This is a genomic window from Shewanella vaxholmensis, from assembly GCF_031932135.1.
GTDB lineage: Bacteria > Pseudomonadota > Gammaproteobacteria > Enterobacterales > Shewanellaceae > Shewanella > Shewanella hafniensis.
In genome coordinates this window covers 1-14,087 of record NZ_JAUOEV010000021.1, presented here as the reverse complement: position 1 = coordinate 14,087, position 14,087 = coordinate 1, and the positions used below count along the sequence as shown (strand labels likewise).

Below are 14,087 nucleotides of genomic sequence, written 5' to 3'. Positions count from 1 at the left end.
GTTTAGTCAGAGAATAGATGGCTGAGTCAGATAACATTGAACCCTAAAAAACCATAAAAAATGCCAGCCCTTTGAAAAAGTGGCTGGCATTTTTATTGCGTATTTTTACCGTGTTTTTACATCAGCAGCCTTGTGACTGCGATGGAAGCTTTAACGCTTAACTTATTTGGCGGTAAAGGTTTTTACGCCATCAGGGGTGCCGACTAACAACACATCTGCGCCGCGTTTAGCGAACAGACCGTTAGTGACAACACCGACGATCTCATTGATCTGACTTTCCAATTCCTTTGGATTAAGGATCTTAAGATTGTACACATCGAGGATCACGTTGCCGTTATCTGTCACAACGCCTTCACGGTACACAGGATCGCCGCCTAGCTTAACTAACTGACGTGCCACATAAGAGCGCGCCATAGGAATGACTTCAACTGGCAGTGGGAATTCACCTAGGATGTCGACTTGCTTAGTGTTATCCACGATACAAATAAACTTTTCAGCCACAGCCGCAACAATTTTCTCGCGAGTTAACGCCGCGCCGCCGCCTTTGATCATATCCATATGGCCGTTGATTTCATCGGCACCGTCCACATAGACAGATAAACGATCGACGCTGTTTAAGTCATAAACGGGAATACCCAGCGCCTTCATTTTCTGAGTTGATGCCTCAGAGCTAGAGACGGCGCCTTCGATATCAGCTTTCATGGTCGCCAGTGCATCAATAAAGTGATTCACAGTCGAACCAGTACCAACACCAACAATACTGTCTCTTTCAACGTACTTGAGTGCGGCCCAACCGGCAGCTTTTTTCATTTCATCTTGAGTCATGTTGACATCCTGTAACGGCAAATGAGTAAAAAATTCTGCGCTTAGTATACTCTTTTCCGATAAATAATGTGGCGCAATTCCGCCCTAGCTGTGATCTAGATTGCAGGCTGGTCAATATCAGTCAGCGGCCCCAATAACCTAAGCAACTGAAGTAGTTAAGTTGGAAAGCATTTCGCTATACGTCACTAATCTAACTAAGCTACTATGGCAAAAGCAGAATGGTTTATAGATGATTTGTAGAGGGATTTAGCATGGCTGGCGCAAGTTTATTAACCTTACTCGACGATATCGCATCGATTTTGGATGACGTCGCGGTAATGAGTAAAGTAGCGGCAAAGAAAACCGCGGGTGTACTGGGGGATGATTTAGCCCTCAATGCCCAGCAAGTGACGGGCGTAAGCGCCGATCGTGAATTACCCGTAGTGTGGGCGGTGGCTAAGGGATCATTCCGTAATAAGTTGATTTTAGTGCCTGCTGCTCTGTTAATCAGCGCCTTTATTCCTTGGGCGGTAACGCCGTTATTGATGTTTGGTGGTCTGTTTTTATGTTACGAAGGATTTGAAAAACTGCATCACAGCTATAGCCACAGAAAAGGCCAGCCACACAGCGAAACGCAAGAGGAACGTGAGCTACCAGATATCAAAGATTTAGCCGCTTACGAGGCCGAAAAAGTCAAAGGTGCGATTCGTACCGATTTTGTGTTATCGGCGGAGATTATCGCGATTACCTTAGGCATAGTGGCGGACAAATCCCTGTCGACGCAGTTTTTCACCTTATCCGTTATCGGGATCATCATGACCATTGGTGTGTATGGTTTAGTGGCGGCGATTGTGAAAATGGATGATGCGGGTTTGTACTTGAGTCAGCGTGAAGGTGAGTCGGCCTTAACGCAAATGAACCGTAAACTGGGTTTTGGCTTATTAAGCGCCGCACCTGTGCTGATGAAAAGTTTAACCATTATCGGCACTGCGGCCATGTTTATGGTGGGCGGCGGGATTTTAACCCATGGCTTACACATGATTGGCGAGCAAATTCACCATGCTGAGCAAGCCGTCGCGGCTATGGGCTTTGTCGGACCTGTGCTTGCCGTACTGACGCCAAGTGTGCTTAATGGCCTATTTGGCGTTGTTGCTGGCGCAGTCGCCCTTGCTGTGATGACAGGGATACAGAAACTGCGTGGCGAGTGAGGTGCGCGCATCGACAATCGAGGGTTAACTCAACAAGGAAGGGCGATGATGAAGTTAATGAAGTACTGTATCTCCCCGAGTAAGTTGGCTTGGTTACGCAAAGAATTAGGTAAAGATGCCAACGGCTTGATTGCAGCAATGGATGCTGCGGGCACGGCTTATCTCGATAAGCTCAATGTATCGACCGAGGTGTTAGAGGGAGAGCCGTTAGAAGGTGAGGTGGCGGCCGAGACTGATACGCTCACCAATACAAATGCTAAGACTCAGACTCAGCGGCAAGCGCAGCGTCAGTTGGCGTATTTGTGGTTGCAGCAGCGGATTGCCTTAGCGACGCGTATCGATGATGCTGACATGGAGGCACTCGCAGCTTTTGAATTGCAACAGATTCACATTGAAGTGGTTCAGCCATCGGAGTTTGATGCAGTTGTCGCGCGATTACAGGCTGAGCCAGTCTTAGGTTTTGATACTGAAACCCGTGCGAGTTTTGAGCGCGGCGTACAATATCCCCTGAGCCTTATCCAAATCGCGACAGCGGACGCTTGTTACCTTTTTCAGCATGCCATTTTAGGTGAGCAATTCACTCAGTTAAAAACCGTATTAGAAGATGAAAACATACTCAAAGTTGGCGTTGGATTACGCAGTGATGCGCATGCCCTCAAGCGGCAATGGGGGATCAATGTCGCTTCAAAGTTGGATTTAAACTGGGCATTGGCGCAACTGGGGGCTGATAAGGAGATGGGGACGCGCCAATTGGTGGCGACTCTGCTGGGTACCCGTATTGATAAGCCGAAAAAAATCACCCTATCGAATTGGCAGCATGTGCCTTTATCTGGCGCGCAAATCGATTATGCCGCTGCCGATGCCTTGGCAGCGCTCAAGTGTTTCAATGCGTTAATCACTCTGCTGACGCCTTTTTATCGTGTATCGACTGATCCAAAAGCCGGGCCGTTAATCCCTTTGAGTCTAGTGGCGCCTTTGGCGAAATATTTCAAGGAGGTTGAATGAAGCGCAAAAACCAAGATGCCCCAAAAGTTAAAATCATGTCATCACACTCGGATATGAGTTCGCAGGGCACCAGTACCTTAGGTTTGATTTACCGCGTGCTGGGCATGTTGATCCTGCTAGCGATGATTACCCTAGGGGTGAATGCCTGGGCTTAGTGATTTTGTGAGCATCTGCTAACAGGTAAAAATAAAGGAGAACGCTATGTTAGATGCCATTTGTGAACTCGAAACAGAGGATCATTTAACAGCGAGAACCACTTACAGTGTTTTTAAGTTTCAGCAATTACCCGATGAAGATATCGAGCGCTTACGACAATGGTTAATTTGCCCTGCGTGCGGCGGAAAAGCGTATTTCCGTAAAGCTTCCAAGGATGGCAAAGCCGCCTGTTTCGGCTCGCGTTATCACCAAGCTGATTGCATTGAATTTAAACCCTCGGCGCAAAAATCCCGCGAGGAACAAGATGCTATCGAAGTGCAGCAACAGCTGGTGGACGCCGATGCGCTAATGATCGATTTCAGCCGCAAGCCTCGCCGCCATTCTTCCGCAAATAAAGCATCCACTGCGTCATCCGCAAGTAAGACAGCGCCGACGTCTAAGTCGTCTTCAATATCTAAGTCATCTTCTATATCTGAGTCGTCACCAGTACCTGTTGCATCGTCAATGGATGCTCAAGTGCAAGAGTCGAAAACAGACTACCAAGTTAATACTGCGGCACACACAACCGAGAAACGGGTGCCAAGCCAAGGGCTCGAAAAGTTACTGCACAGTTTATTGCGCGGTACAGATCTGGCGAAGTCTGATCTCTGGGTATACACAGACAGTGAGCGTAAATACCGTTGGCGGGCGAAGAACCTGTTCGTCAACTTTGCCGATGCCGACCCGCTCGATAACAAACCCCACATGTATTGGGGCACTATCTCCCACACTGATCCGACCATGAGCTGGCTTAATCCCGCCGACAGTAAAGATATCGGCATTCCTATCGATGGGATAAAACAGCCATTATTAGCGCAATTTGAGATAGAAGATAAACGCTGCTTTGAAGGTGCGGGTTTGATTTTATTTGGCAAATGTTTTTGGAATAAAGAAAAGACCCGCAAAATTATTCAGCTGTGGAATAACGATTTGCAGCGGATTTTTATCTCAAAGCTAGAGGATTAGCTGTGGGGGAAGAAACTAAAATGGAGCAGAAAAGGGGCTATTCCCGACGCACAAAAACGTCTTAGTAAAAGTCCCTATCTATTTTTCGCTGATTAAGGCGCTTACTTGCCGCAGCACTTCTTGAATTTTTGACCGCTACCACAAGCACAAGGCTCGTTACGATTTGGTTTTTTCTCGAACGTTGTAGTTTTAGGTTTATTCAATAAACCTTCTAATTCAAGGATATCTTCAGCAACATCAGCATTGACTTCGATATTGGCGAACAGTTGGTGTTCGGCAACAATCGCGGCAACTTCGAGTTTACGCGCTTCATCGGCAACAATTAATTGCAGAGGGAAAGCTTCTGTACCCGGTTTAGCAACACGCTTAGTGTTGTAGCCAAAGCTCTCATGCTTAGGTTTAGGCGTTCTACGGCCTTTAAAGAAAAATTTGTCTGACATTTTGGTTCCGTCGAGCAGTGTATGAAATTGACGATGCTTATACTATAAAACGCCGATTTTATAAATCGAACTCAGATCTTTTTTCGATAAATGTGTGGCTTTTGCCATTAAGTGGTCCAAAACTTGTCGAAACAACCATATCTGTCGAATTTACTGCAGTGATTCTAGCTAGGACATTAGGGCGGCTAATTCTCTAGATAATGTATCCGTTAAAACATTGTGCCCGATATGCGGTGACTTTTTAATCTCAGTGGTAATTAATTCAACAGTAATCGTCTGACTTGTTTGAAAAACCTTCAGTTAATGAGTTTTGTCATAAAAAGTACTTTACCTTTGAGAGTGCTTTTAGCATAATGCCCCACGTCAACAGGGGTGTAGTTCCAATTGGTAGAACAGCGGTCTCCAAAACCGATGGTTGCGGGTTCGAGTCCTGCCACCCCTGCCAAATAAAACAACGGCTTGCATAGAAATATGCGAGCCGTTTTATTTTGCGTAGAATAAAACGTAGAAAATGATTTTACTCGGATTGAATAAGTAGTCATTTTTTAACGCTACCAATTGTCGGTACTATTTCCACTTTCCTGTCGTAGGTGTTCACTTGTGCCAAGGTTTTATGGCCCGAGTATTGTTGCTTCTCTGACAGTGTTCCCTCAAAGTCTGATACACCTTTAGCTTTAATATCATGGAACGTGCAAGTGCGTTCAATCTGCGGATAATTCATTTCCATTTTTGCCTTCGCTCGCTTCCAAGCACTGCGCAATCCATCTTGTGTTAATTTCCTGCTGGGCCGTTATTGGGTGTACCAAGAATTGGGCAAGGGGTTTTCGAACCGCAGCGCCTGCGACCGTTTAGGTGAAGCACTGGGCGGTGGCAATTTAAAGCACGAACTCAAGGTGCCAGTTTACGTCGCCCATTACCTGTGTAAAGAGCAGTGGGCCTTAATGGGATTTGACAGCAAAAAGTCCTATATCTTCTGGCTAAGAAAAGCCGAAATGGCACTGCTAGATAGGATGAATTAGAAGGAACGCCCTCTTGCGAGGGCTGGCGGGTTAGACGGTTGTCCACCAAGACTGCTAACCCGTTGACAGGATTTTATCAAAGGTTCGGACAGATACCTATGCGAAATCATTCGCTATTAAATGATGATGAAAATACGAGATCAATAAAGTTGATATGGGCGCGCTATATTTCATTTCAATCAAGCGTTTAAGTTTTAGGTACTTGGAAATATTAGTTTTGGCCTAATTTCATGACACAAGATGCAAATACGAGTCCTATTTTACTGCGGAGCAAGAGGGGTTTAATTTATTTTATCAAGAGGTTATTCGATACAGTTTTAAATAAGAGGATGTAAAAACGCGTATATTCAGTTTGTTGTTTGTTAGGTGTGTATTGAGTAGAGAGCTGATTTTTATAAAGTAATACTGTTAGTTAATCGTACGCATTGTGTAGATCTTATGGGCTAAATACTCATACGCTTCTTGCCCCCATTCTTTGCAGTTATCCGGCAAGTATGACAGCTTAAATGACGCGTAATATCAGTCTAAAGTTAGGGCGTCACTCACTTTACTTCCCAATTTTCGTAGCTATATTTAGCTTGCTAGGAGCAAGCAATGCCCAAAGGAATGGATAGACATTGAAGTCTAATACCTATCTTCTCTTCGGATCCAAGCGCCCGTAACCCTTTATAATGAATAACTTATTATTCACCAATACGTATGGTGAACGTTTTTTCATGTATGAAGAGTTGATACTATTTCACTACTTATATGGATATTATTATGTCTTCAGGTACAGCTATATTAGAAAGAAGCGAAGCTACGTCAGTTAATCAAGCAATGGATACGCTAACTGCACAGTGGTACAACGCTGTTGTCACAGGTTTAGGTTTATCGCCAGATCAATTTCAACTTTACCAGGGACCAAATTCAGCAATGAATACCTCTCAGGATATGTGGAATTTGTTCAACGCAGTGCCACCTGCATCGATTAACAATTACTATAATCCAAGCCAAGTGAATAACTTTGCCTCTGATTATGGGTTGATTTTGAGTGCTCTGGTGCCAAGTTCAAACTCGAGCTTCCAAAATTGTATGGGTGACTATTACAGTAAATGGACCAGCTATTTTAGTGATCACGATCCTAAAACTTGGGATGCTCAAGGGGTTTCCGATTTGTTTAGCTCATGGGCAATGAGAAATGCTCCTGGTCAAGCTGGTTGTGTAACAGGATTGACAAACATCTATATCAATCCAATTAATATTGCTGTTAATAAGTTTGCCTCGGCCAAAGAGCAATATGCTTGGAATAAAACTGTTGATGCAATGAAGTCTGCATTAGCTGGGGGGGCAAGCAAATCTTTCAGTATGAACAGCCAAACCGCAAGTAGTGACGTTGAGCATACTTGGGCAAATGGTCGTACGTCATTTTTCTTTGACATCTTTTCGTTTGGTGGCGGTGGCGGTTATGACCAACTTACCACCAAAACGAGCAGTGCTGGCTTAAAAATAGATGCTCAGTTTGACAAAGTGACCACCTTTACTGCTGGACCGCTGGCAGCCAATGATCCAAACAACCCTGTGTTATCAGATTACTCGGCATGGTATGAAAGTGCTGCTTTAGCGAAAGCCTATACGACTAAAGATAATACCGTTTGGGACAAACAAAGTTCGACTACTTGGGACAAAGCCTTTGGTAGCAATGGTTTTTTACTGCGCACGACATCGTCTATTGTGGTCGCTGATGGCATTACTATTAAGATGACCTCAAATGCCTCTTATAGCTCTAGCGAACGCACTGAAATTCTGGCGGCAGCGAAAGCAGGAATTTGGCCATTTTTCAGCGCTTCAGGTGGTGGCGGTAGCACCACTGATATTAAGTTTAATGATGATGGTAGCTTTACTGCTACAACTACAATTGCCTTGGGGAATCCTCAGATTTTAGGGATTTTACAATCACCAATCGCAAATAGTTTCTCTTAAAATTAGTAACCATAAGTAAAGGCTTCGCTTTTAAAGCGAAGCCTTTTTAATTAGCGCTGAATCAGGAGGTTGGGCTGGTGAGTAAGTTGCTAATGCGGTTGTTAATGTGTTTTTTGATTAGCTTTCCTTGTAATTCAGCTTGCGATAGTACCTTAGTGTCGAGTGATATTGCTCAATTTGCTATTAACTTTTGGCATCAACAATTATCACAATATATTGATGTTAATGCTGATCAGGTAAAGCTTGCGCAAGGTAATATGGCGCTTGGCAGTAATTCTAATCAATTGTGGAATATTTATAATGCCGACTCGAGTAGCACTGCTGGTATTTACTACGATCCGAGTCAGTTCAATAATTTTGCTTCCGACTATGGCATGATACTCTATCACTTACCTGTAGTGCCTGTACCAAACCCAGATTGCAATATCAATCAGGCAATCATAGACTTTAAAACAGCTAACGGTCAGTATCCTTGGAATAAAACCATTAATGATATCAATGCCGCATTGAATAATAGTAATGCCATGTCTTTAAACGCCAGTAAGACAATGCCAAATTTAAGTAATTCATCATCCCCTTATGTGATTACACTTAAAGCCAGTTATCAACGTTTTGTAACTTATTATGCTCAACCCTATTATCAACAAAGTCCTGAATTAACTGGCTATTCTCCTTGGTACTATCAATGTGCATTGTTTACAGCATATAACGATAAGACAAGCCCCTATTGGCAATCAACCTTTGGTGAAAAAGGCTATATGCAACATATCACCGTTGCACTGGTAGTAGTTGAAAATGGATCTTATTGTTTAACGATTACCTTTGATAATAAACCGTCTGAGAATTGTAGCTCTAGCACGAGCCCCAGCATTATTGCCGTGGTGATCTCCCCAATTAATGAGTTATCAGGTTTGTGGCATTAGAGAACATCCCTGCTTATTAATTTTAATCACCATTTACGGATTGTTAACGCCAGTGAAACTAGGTTTTTTATGAAGGTGTAAGCATCTTGCGTTGTAGTGGCTAAATAAAATGGTCATACTTTGATGAGATTTTAATTCTTGTTCTAATTTAAAATGAATAAGCTAGACTTAAAAAGATGTGATGGAACACTACTATGACAAGGAATTCTCAATGCAACTCATACAAATCAAGCAATGCTATCAATTCGGAAGCGCTCGATACGATAGAGCCAGTCTTAAAAAAGCAAATTCCTATAGTCCTATAGTCCTATAGTCCTATAGTCCTATAGTCCTATAGCATACCAATTAATTATGATTTGGCAGCGGCCAAGTCCAACAAACAATTTATGCCCTGCAAACAGCGCGTAAATACTAAAGCGTTAGGGTAAATTTAACTTCAATCAACCAAAAGGGACGTAAGCACAATGCTGTTTGAATTACTTTATACGAGTATCGCACCGGCAGGTTTATCAGAAACTGAACTTTTAAGCATATTAGAAAAAGCCAGAGCAAAAAACCAAGCCTCTGGTATAACAGGAATGCTGGTTTATCATAATCGGGAGATAATGCAAATTCTTGAGGGTGAAGAACTCAACGTCAGGGCTCTTTTTCAAACTATTTTCAAGGACGAAAGGCATACTAGTGTCGAAGTTTTTTATCAGGGGAATATTGACCATAGAGCATTTTCTGAATGGTCTATGGCATTTAAAGTGCTCGATGAGAATACAGTCAGAAAAATGTTAATTGGGTATGAAAATTTCAACCCCGAAAAATCACCGATCAGTATGATTGCGGATAGTCCAAATCGAGGTAAGAGAACATTTCTGAAAATGCGAGATTCGCTGTAAGAAAACTTGTGTTTCTAAAGGTTCTATCCAAACAACCGACTTAATTTGAATCTCACGAATTAGAGTAAAAATCTAACGCGCTTTGTCCAAAAACGAGCTAGTGGTTCACTCTACACCAGACTGATTCACACTGATACCCCCGATGTTACAACCGAAATCAATATTGTTATTGGGGCCTGATTTCATTAGCTAGCAGAGGATTTTAAAGTCGTTATGTAGTTTGGCCCAGTGAGCTTTTAATATCGCTTTATGCTCTTCATGCATGGGGAGTTCAGCAAGTGCCTCTGGCCAAAAAGTACGGGCTTGTTGCATGGCATCCAGTAGATGAACCTTTATTGCAGGCCATGGTAGGCCTGTTCTCGTTGCCCATGCTTGGAAGGTTGTTATATCGATGGCGTACCATAGCTTTTGTTTATTCATGTTGAGGGCTATGGCGGTTTCGCCTTCTATGTAGGGTAAGGTGCTCACAATATCGTAAGCGGGTGAGAGTATCGCATTTTGGGTATCTGGGTAGATAACACTCCAATTCTTTAAGTGGGCATCACCGTTGGCGAGCAAGATATTGGCCAGCAATCGCCTTGCCATTTGCTGCACGTCTTTTAATCCATTGTAGCTGCTCATATATAGAGCTTTAGCTATGGCTTCGTAGTTGTATTTACCGTATTTATCATGGGCGTAAACTTCGAATATTTGGGCAAAGTCCTCTGCATGAATGCGGCCCGTATCACTGCGGTCAAAGCGCTTAATTGCATAAGCCGTTGGCTCATCTGGTAGTTTGATGTTGGGTAGATTATCCAATGCATTAAGCGAAATGAGCTCAATTTCAGGGATATTTACTCCGATTATTTGTGCCAACTTCATTGCGGTGTATTCATTTTGCGGGACGTTGCGGTGTACTGTTGAAGGCGTCTTGATAATCCAACTATCTTGGCCTTCTTGATTGGCATTTATGTTGAATCGTCCATCGTTTCTGCTTGTCGAGAATTTCATTTGAACACCGGCAAGTGAGAACTTATTACTAGTGTGGGTGATGTCGATTACGATGGCTTCTGTTCTTTCCCGTGGAGATAGTGCCCAGACTGGAATATCTTCTTTTGCTATGGCTGATGCGATTAAGCCGCCGGGAAGATTGTTCCCTGCCCATGCCAATATAGGAAATTCGTTGTTCTCATGTACTTTTAGCGCGGCAGACATCCAATGTCGCAATGCGCCCTCGGGGAGCAAATTGGACAGCACCGGTGATAATCTTTGTGTTCTGACTTGTATTTTATCGATGTAGTGGGGGTCTAGCAGCTGGGTGAGCGTTAATGTTGGTCTAAGTGCTTTTGGCATCGTGATATATTCAGGGTCAAATTTCAGAATGTTTTTACCCCCAGAATAATGGGTGAGTATCGCAATCCGTTGATGATTTAAATAAAGCGCGAGGGCCTCTACTGATTCAGCCGGTTTCATAGGTTATCTTCTTTATCATCAACTGAATGTAGGACCTTATCCCAAGATGTGCCCGTCTCTCTCGTTAAGTTGTTAGGCGAATGACGGTCAATTTCTGGTTCTAAAGTTGCTTGGTTAATGAGTACTTTTACTGCACTTATGTGCTGTTTAGGAACGAGCATCATTTCAAGATTTAATCCTTCCAAGACTCTCAGTAATGTCGATAAGCGAGTATCACTGCCACTTTCTATTCGTTGGTATTGTTGCTGTGACATACCAATGTTCAGCAGCATGTCTTTCTGACTTAGTGCCAATTCTTCTCGGTAGTGCTTGAGTTCTGTGGCTAATTCGCTGAGGTGCTTCATGGTGTTGGCTCGGTTATCTTTTTCTTATAAACATCATATTAGTTGTTATTTACTATTGATTACAACTAATGAGATGTTTATTTGTCTAAATACAACCAATTTGTTGTTTATGCGTATGGATACAACATATTAGTTGTATATGTGACGTTGATATCGGATTGGATTTTGTCATAGATGAGGTGGTTGTCGCGGGCTACATTATGGCCGCGCTGGTGTGTGTGATTAGGCCGGCTTGATTGTGTAGACATTGAAGAGTCGTTATTTAACACCACACTTCTGGGACAAAACCTTATTAGCCAGATTCGGATTAGCTATTTTATTAGTAACGCCTCTTTGGGCTACAAACTAATCAACTCTCGATATCACCAGTTGGAATAGGCATAACAGGGATATGAATCAGTTCTCTAGAGATCTGATTCATGCTAAGGCAAAAAAAAGCCCCGTTGAAAGGAAGAAACGGGGCGAAATGGGTCTGCTTTAAGGTCAGCATGAATCAGTCTGGTGTAGAGTGATTCACTGGCTCATTTTTGGACATTTTCGTGCTAGCCTAGATCGCGCTGAGGCGGCGATATGTAACACCTTACCTTTATTATAATTTAAAATTATCATTTTTATAAATATCGATAATTTTAATTGCTAATGATTAAGCCATATATTCCATTCCATCGAAACGATAGTTACAAAAAGAAATGTATTGGAGCACATTATGAAAATGAATCACGTAGGTATTATGGTTGGTGATATGGACAAAGCGGTTGAATTCTATACTAAAGCGCTAGGTCTTCGTATTGTAATGAACAAGACTAAAGTGATTGAAGAACGAGAATCTGCGATTGGCCGTATGTGCATTGCGGTATTCGGTGAAGGTTTTAAAGGCTTTAACATCGCTCACTTGGTAACAACAGATGGTATCGGCGTTGAACTGTTTGAGATGAAAGATCGTCAAGAACGTCATGAAGTAGACTTCGCTCGCCTAGGTATCTTCCACTTCTGCTTACAGCTACCTAAAGAGCAGTTTGATACAGCAATCAAACGTGTTGAAGAGTATGGCGGTAAAGTTCGGATGGACATCATGCGTTACCATCCAGAAAACGAGCTAAAACAAGCACAAATGGTTTATCTGGAAGACCCGTTTGGCAACCTGTTTGAGTTCTACTCACATTCTTACGAAGACACTTACGCTTCAGACTATGAATAAGTAAATACGTAAAACAAAAGGTTGGCTCTGATGCCAACCTTTTTGTATTCATTCCTAGGTCAGATATAAGATCAAAAAGCTAATAGCTTCTGAATAGTAGTTCTTAACTTACATCAACCAATATCAAAAGAGTTCTCGATAACTTTAATGATCTGTTCATAACGCCTAGCAAGTGGTGAATTAAGTTTGCTAACCAAGTACACAGGCTCCTGTATCTCTGCGGTAATATTGAATATTTTTAGCTGTTCTTTGGCTGCGAACAGGTTGACGCACCATCGAGGAACCACCGTAAAACCGATACCCTTAGCTATAGGAACCAATATTTGATGCACTTGGTTAATGTAGCTTTGTGTCGAAACATTCTCTAAATCGACCAAACTAAGTAAATCATTGTGGGCTTGATTAACATAAGTTTGGAAATAGTGAGCCAAATCTGGATGACGAACTACTCCCAACTCCATTAACAATTCATTTATAGATAAGTTTTCGTCTGCGGAAAGTGGCAGCACAAGAGCAAGACACTCCGCACCAATAATACGGCTCGCAAAATATTTAGGATTGGGTTCTTTTGTCACTAAACCTATATCCAATTTTCCCTGTAGTACTTGCTCAAATATACGTTGGTTTGGTGTTGCTTCTAACTCAATGGATAAGTCTGGATAACTCGTTTGCAAAGAAAGTAATTCTGAATAAATCAACCAGGCGAAAGTTCCCGAACAGCCAATAGTACAGCGACCTCGGAAAGGTTCGTCGTGTGCCAAATTCTGTAATAGTTCAGACTCTTCTTCAAAATGTTTGACAGCATAATCGTAAACTTTACGCCCATAGATTGTTAACTCAAACTTTTTGTTAAATCTCTTTATTAGAGGATAACCGCATGCAGCTTCTAGTTTATTTATGTGCTGGCTTACCCCAGGTTGCGTCATGTGGAGCAATTCGGCCGTTTTGGTGAAGTGTCCAACATCGACCAATGTTTTAAAAGTGTTAAGCCAAATAGGATTGAGCATAGTTAGAAACCAATAATTATTAATAAATACATTTTCAATAATCATTAATTATACTGAAAATCACCCTTTGTGTCCCTATCGCTCAGAGAGAACCACAAACTCATGACGAACTTCAACCAGAGAGAGTCAAATAGGTTAATGAAAAGATTTAGAGATTAGATTACAAAACGGCTAATAATTTTATAAAGGCTGACTTTTACGGATAACTTGAGGTAGGGCAAATACGCACTAGCAGTATGAGTTAGGGGTTCTACTCTAACCAAGAATAGGGCAAAGATTTGTTAGCCCAAAGCTCATGAAAAATGATCGCGTTCGCGCGTGAACCAGACTAGGCAAGTCTGATTCAATGTAACGGTTTATCAAATCCCTCATGATCACACCTTACTCTTTGGTAGTCATTACATTATGTATCTCAAATTATCAGATAACAAATGCCTGAACTTCGAGCTGCGGCAAACTTTGGGTAGAAGTGGGTTAAAGCCATCTATCGGGTCTAATTGCATCGTGATTTGAATATTTACAGGTTAAGTTAAGACTAATCCAGTTCAATCGTGCGTTCGGTTTAACCTATTCTTAGACCACTTTTTTCACCTGCAGACGTGTCACTCGATCACCTTACGCTTCATACCATGTAGTCAGCTTTAACCAATCCCAATGAACTTCATGAGCTGTGGGCT

General features: G+C 42.4%; 15 protein-coding genes and 1 tRNA gene. 10 read left to right on the top strand and 6 right to left on the bottom strand.

The features are described 5' to 3' along the window. Positions 1-162 precede the first annotated feature (162 nt). Positions 163-825: a ribose-5-phosphate isomerase RpiA gene (gene rpiA, locus Q4Q46_RS16630; RefSeq protein ID WP_263266320.1), complete on the bottom strand. Its 663-nt coding sequence runs from the start codon at positions 823-825 to the stop codon at positions 163-165. Positions 826-1,076: 251 nt separating this feature from the next. Here rpiA and Q4Q46_RS16625 point away from each other — a divergent pair, with 251 nt between their 5' ends. Genes Q4Q46_RS16625 through Q4Q46_RS16610 form a run of 4 tightly spaced genes read left to right on the top strand, consistent with a single transcriptional unit; the run spans position 1,077 to position 4,178 of the window. Further along, positions 1,077-2,012: a DUF808 domain-containing protein gene (locus Q4Q46_RS16625; RefSeq protein ID WP_311906519.1), complete on the top strand. Its 936-nt coding sequence runs from the start codon at positions 1,077-1,079 to the stop codon at positions 2,010-2,012. 48 nt (positions 2,013-2,060) lie between these two features. Continuing rightward, the gene (locus tag Q4Q46_RS16620; protein ID WP_311906554.1) at positions 2,061-3,017 is read left to right on the top strand and encodes a 3'-5' exonuclease; all 957 of its coding nucleotides are present in this window, start codon (positions 2,061-2,063) and stop codon (positions 3,015-3,017) included. After that, positions 3,014-3,172, top strand: a complete 159-nt coding sequence (locus tag Q4Q46_RS16615) for a hypothetical protein (RefSeq protein WP_198555528.1) — start codon at positions 3,014-3,016, stop codon at positions 3,170-3,172. Before Q4Q46_RS16620 ends, Q4Q46_RS16615 begins: the two co-directional genes overlap by 4 nt. A gap of 46 nt (positions 3,173-3,218) precedes the next feature. Further along, on the top strand, positions 3,219-4,178 hold the full coding sequence (locus Q4Q46_RS16610; RefSeq protein WP_311906518.1) for a hypothetical protein: 960 nt from the start codon (positions 3,219-3,221) through the stop codon (positions 4,176-4,178). Positions 4,179-4,279: 101 nt separating this feature from the next. Here Q4Q46_RS16610 and Q4Q46_RS16605 read toward each other — a convergent pair whose 3' ends face one another. Continuing rightward, a complete protein-coding gene (locus Q4Q46_RS16605) occupies positions 4,280-4,618 on the bottom strand; it encodes a PBPRA1643 family SWIM/SEC-C metal-binding motif protein (protein WP_012587000.1) in 339 nt (112 codons plus the stop codon). A 368-nt stretch (positions 4,619-4,986) separates the two neighbouring features. Here Q4Q46_RS16605 and Q4Q46_RS16600 point away from each other — a divergent pair. Continuing rightward, positions 4,987-5,063: transfer RNA gene (locus tag Q4Q46_RS16600), tRNA-Trp, on the top strand. Between the two features lie 93 nt (positions 5,064-5,156). Here the strand turns inward: Q4Q46_RS16600 and Q4Q46_RS16595 are convergent. Continuing rightward, complete coding sequence (locus tag Q4Q46_RS16595; protein ID WP_261272721.1) at positions 5,157-5,345, bottom strand: site-specific integrase; 189 nt, start codon at positions 5,343-5,345, stop codon at positions 5,157-5,159. Between Q4Q46_RS16595 and Q4Q46_RS16590 the strand changes: the two genes are divergently transcribed. From Q4Q46_RS16590 to Q4Q46_RS16575, 4 genes are all read left to right on the top strand, one after another. Continuing rightward, complete coding sequence (locus Q4Q46_RS16590) at positions 5,344-5,637, top strand: hypothetical protein (RefSeq protein ID WP_311906553.1); 294 nt, start codon at positions 5,344-5,346, stop codon at positions 5,635-5,637. The genes Q4Q46_RS16595 and Q4Q46_RS16590 overlap by 2 nt on opposite strands. A 762-nt stretch (positions 5,638-6,399) precedes the next feature. Continuing rightward, the gene (locus Q4Q46_RS16585; RefSeq protein ID WP_311906516.1) at positions 6,400-7,599 is read left to right on the top strand and encodes a hypothetical protein; all 1,200 of its coding nucleotides are present in this window, start codon (positions 6,400-6,402) and stop codon (positions 7,597-7,599) included. Between the two features lie 77 nt (positions 7,600-7,676). Beyond that, the gene (locus tag Q4Q46_RS16580) at positions 7,677-8,522 is read left to right on the top strand and encodes a hypothetical protein (protein WP_311906515.1); all 846 of its coding nucleotides are present in this window, start codon (positions 7,677-7,679) and stop codon (positions 8,520-8,522) included. Positions 8,523-8,986: 464 nt separating this feature from the next. Next, positions 8,987-9,409, top strand: coding sequence for a BLUF domain-containing protein (locus Q4Q46_RS16575; protein ID WP_261274036.1), 423 nt, complete (start codon positions 8,987-8,989; stop codon positions 9,407-9,409). A 189-nt stretch (positions 9,410-9,598) separates the two neighbouring features. On the opposite strand, the gene Q4Q46_RS16570 is transcribed toward Q4Q46_RS16575, so the two are convergent. Beyond that, positions 9,599-10,861, bottom strand: a complete 1,263-nt coding sequence (locus tag Q4Q46_RS16570) for a type II toxin-antitoxin system HipA family toxin (RefSeq protein ID WP_311906514.1) — start codon at positions 10,859-10,861, stop codon at positions 9,599-9,601. Then, entirely contained in the window at positions 10,858-11,205 is a 348-nt protein-coding gene (locus tag Q4Q46_RS16565; protein ID WP_311906513.1) for a helix-turn-helix domain-containing protein, read from the bottom strand. Before Q4Q46_RS16565 ends, Q4Q46_RS16570 begins: the two co-directional genes overlap by 4 nt. A 706-nt stretch (positions 11,206-11,911) precedes the next feature. Here Q4Q46_RS16565 and Q4Q46_RS16560 point away from each other — a divergent pair. Further along, on the top strand, positions 11,912-12,403 hold the full coding sequence (locus tag Q4Q46_RS16560) for a VOC family protein (RefSeq protein ID WP_006087343.1): 492 nt from the start codon (positions 11,912-11,914) through the stop codon (positions 12,401-12,403). 113 nt (positions 12,404-12,516) lie between these two features. On the opposite strand, the gene Q4Q46_RS16555 is transcribed toward Q4Q46_RS16560, so the two are convergent. After that, on the bottom strand, positions 12,517-13,455 hold the full coding sequence (locus Q4Q46_RS16555; RefSeq protein WP_006087342.1) for a LysR family transcriptional regulator: 939 nt from the start codon (positions 13,453-13,455) through the stop codon (positions 12,517-12,519). Positions 13,456-14,087 lie beyond the last annotated feature (632 nt).

Excerpts from the sequence above, each read along its gene's own strand:
- Q4Q46_RS16605 (WP_012587000.1), bottom strand. The coding sequence starts at position 4,618 with ATGTCAGACAAATTTTTCTTTAAAGGCCGTAGAACGCCTAAACCTAAG.
- rpiA (WP_263266320.1), bottom strand. The coding sequence starts at position 825 with ATGACTCAAGATGAAATGAAAAAAGCTGCCGGTTGGGCCGCACTCAAG.
- Q4Q46_RS16595 (WP_261272721.1), bottom strand. The coding sequence starts at position 5,345 with ATGGAAATGAATTATCCGCAGATTGAACGCACTTGCACGTTCCATGAT.
- Q4Q46_RS16615 (WP_198555528.1), top strand. The coding sequence starts at position 3,014 with ATGAAGCGCAAAAACCAAGATGCCCCAAAAGTTAAAATCATGTCATCA.
- Q4Q46_RS16555 (WP_006087342.1), bottom strand. The coding sequence starts at position 13,455 with ATGATTATTGAAAATGTATTTATTAATAATTATTGGTTTCTAACTATG.
- Q4Q46_RS16585 (WP_311906516.1), top strand. The coding sequence starts at position 6,400 with ATGTCTTCAGGTACAGCTATATTAGAAAGAAGCGAAGCTACGTCAGTT.
- Q4Q46_RS16565 (WP_311906513.1), bottom strand. The coding sequence starts at position 11,205 with ATGAAGCACCTCAGCGAATTAGCCACAGAACTCAAGCACTACCGAGAA.
- Q4Q46_RS16560 (WP_006087343.1), top strand. The coding sequence starts at position 11,912 with ATGAAAATGAATCACGTAGGTATTATGGTTGGTGATATGGACAAAGCG.
- Q4Q46_RS16625 (WP_311906519.1), top strand. The coding sequence starts at position 1,077 with ATGGCTGGCGCAAGTTTATTAACCTTACTCGACGATATCGCATCGATT.
- Q4Q46_RS16575 (WP_261274036.1), top strand. The coding sequence starts at position 8,987 with ATGCTGTTTGAATTACTTTATACGAGTATCGCACCGGCAGGTTTATCA.
- Q4Q46_RS16610 (WP_311906518.1), top strand. The coding sequence starts at position 3,219 with ATGTTAGATGCCATTTGTGAACTCGAAACAGAGGATCATTTAACAGCG.
- Q4Q46_RS16570 (WP_311906514.1), bottom strand. The coding sequence starts at position 10,861 with ATGAAACCGGCTGAATCAGTAGAGGCCCTCGCGCTTTATTTAAATCAT.
- Q4Q46_RS16620 (WP_311906554.1), top strand. The coding sequence starts at position 2,061 with ATGAAGTTAATGAAGTACTGTATCTCCCCGAGTAAGTTGGCTTGGTTA.